The organism is Psychromonas ossibalaenae ATCC BAA-1528 (assembly GCF_000381745.1).
GTDB lineage: Bacteria > Pseudomonadota > Gammaproteobacteria > Enterobacterales > Psychromonadaceae > Psychromonas > Psychromonas ossibalaenae.
Genome location: NZ_KB907066.1, coordinates 1 through 1,818, shown reverse-complemented (window position 1 = coordinate 1,818; position 1,818 = coordinate 1). Strand labels below are relative to the sequence as shown.

Below are 1,818 nucleotides of genomic sequence, written 5' to 3'. Positions count from 1 at the left end.
GGCGCAACACTCGATACAGGTGGTTGGTTAAACCTTACCTGACAGGGACTTACACCCTGCAAGATGCATCAAGCTTCGCTTGACGCACTAACGCCTCAAACACTGGCGCGTAGGTTGGCGCTATTTTTGAGCGCCTTTTTCAAAAACCGTGCCGAGACCAAAGCGTCCAGTGCAGCAGCTTGTTAAATTTTTACAATAACAACCGAGTAATATCTGTTAAATCAGAATCAGAAATCTCTGATAAGCTAAATAGCTCCCCTAGCTCGTGCCCGATAGCAGTTCCATATAAGTAAGCAGGAACAAGCTCTCCAAGCCCCCATACTGTTGTTACCTTTTGGTCTGCATCCCCTTGGTAGACTAGATTTAGGTCTTTCAAATCTTGTATTTCTTGCAAAATTAGCCACTGTTCAGGTGTTCCATTTTTCCCAGTGAGGCTTTCCGATCTAAGTGTATTGCCAACCCTATTAAAGATATTTAACAAACATAACTGACGATAGGTTAATTTTTCAAAAACCTGGAGGTAATAACATGCTCTATTGACATCTATATCATTCTGAAATGAGATGTTTGAAAAGAACTTACTAGAGTAATGCACTTTCTTTTCTTCATAGGTAGCTTTACATTTTAATAGCATACCTTCCAGAATATCTTCAGCATCGCTTCTCTTGTCAGACTTGCTTTCAAAGAAGCCATCATTTCTCAATTGTTCGCCAGCTTCTAAGCGCCTTTTTATATCTGAAAGAGCAATTGCAACACCAGCTCCAATTCTGGCCTCTTCTTTTGGTGACAGATAGCTATCATGAATATCTGAACCAACTTTCGTTACTACTTTGCCAATAAATGTACCAGCCGCGGCTCCGACACCTGCTCCAACAGGCCCTCCGGCAACAAACCCTAATGCTCCTGCAATTGCGCTTCCTGCAATATCTCCACTATTTAGAATTAGTGCTCTCAATTTACTTACGTTATCAGACATTACTTTATTAGCTCCTACAACACGCCATGAAAAACAATTATATTACAGACAATTACACTAAAATAGCTGATGGAAATTTAACGCCCCTGTTAAGGCGCAAAATATTGTTGGCTAAACTTGAGCGCAGCGAAAATAGCCAACTGTATTTTGTCGCACTTTAACGGCTTGTATGGATAATATCCCCACCAAATGATTACCATTTAAACCTTTTAGGGTAGTGTGAGGCCCAAGCTTTGGCAGCAACCAAAGCCTTCTTATACAACAGTTCGATGAACGCCAGGCTCCTCATTTGAGAGACCGTTAACAAGTAAGAACGTTGTATAGGACTCCAAGCATTAAACTCGGATAGTCAACTGGGCCTCGAGCCCGAATAGCAAGGCGGAGTCAGCTTATTATGAATTGCACAAACAATCAAAAAGAAATCACTATCGGTGTGGACACAGGCAAGTTTCAACTCGATATTCATATCAGGCCTCTCGATATTTACTTCACGGTCAGCAATGATGAAAAAGGCATTAAAGATGCCATTAAACAAATTAAACCACATAAACCAACACGCATTGTTATTGAAGCAACTGGTCGACTTGAACATGCGTTTATCATGGCCTGCTCACAAGCAGATTTACCTTTTACAGTCGCAAACCCTGCGCATGTAAAAAAGTTTGCGGGTGCAATTGGCCGTAAAGCTAAAACAGATAAACTAGATGCACAATTAATTGCACATTATGGTGAAGCTATTAAGCCACCATTATCTACATTAAAGCCTGAAAACATCACGGCAAGATCATTATAAATTGAACTTTTCCTCCAACTAGCGATCTGATCACCATATACTAACAATT

At 40.7% G+C, this 1,818-nt stretch carries 1 protein-coding gene and 1 pseudogene; one reads left to right on the top strand and one right to left on the bottom strand.

All coding sequences use genetic code 11. The features are described from left to right. Nucleotides 1-190 precede the first annotated feature (190 nt). Nucleotides 191-976, bottom strand: a complete 786-nt coding sequence (locus G327_RS0123600) for a hypothetical protein (RefSeq protein ID WP_019617270.1) — start codon at nt 974-976, stop codon at nt 191-193. A gap of 394 nt (nt 977-1,370) precedes the next feature. Between G327_RS0123600 and G327_RS0123595 the strand changes: the two are divergent. Further along, nucleotides 1,371-1,763: pseudogene (locus G327_RS0123595) on the top strand (IS110 family transposase); the annotation flags it as partial. Nucleotides 1,764-1,818 lie beyond the last annotated feature (55 nt).

Bases quoted from the DNA above. Each gene is read 5' to 3' on its own strand.
- G327_RS0123600 (WP_019617270.1), bottom strand. From the start codon at position 976: ATGTCTGATAACGTAAGTAAATTGAGAGCACTAATTCTAAATAGTGGA.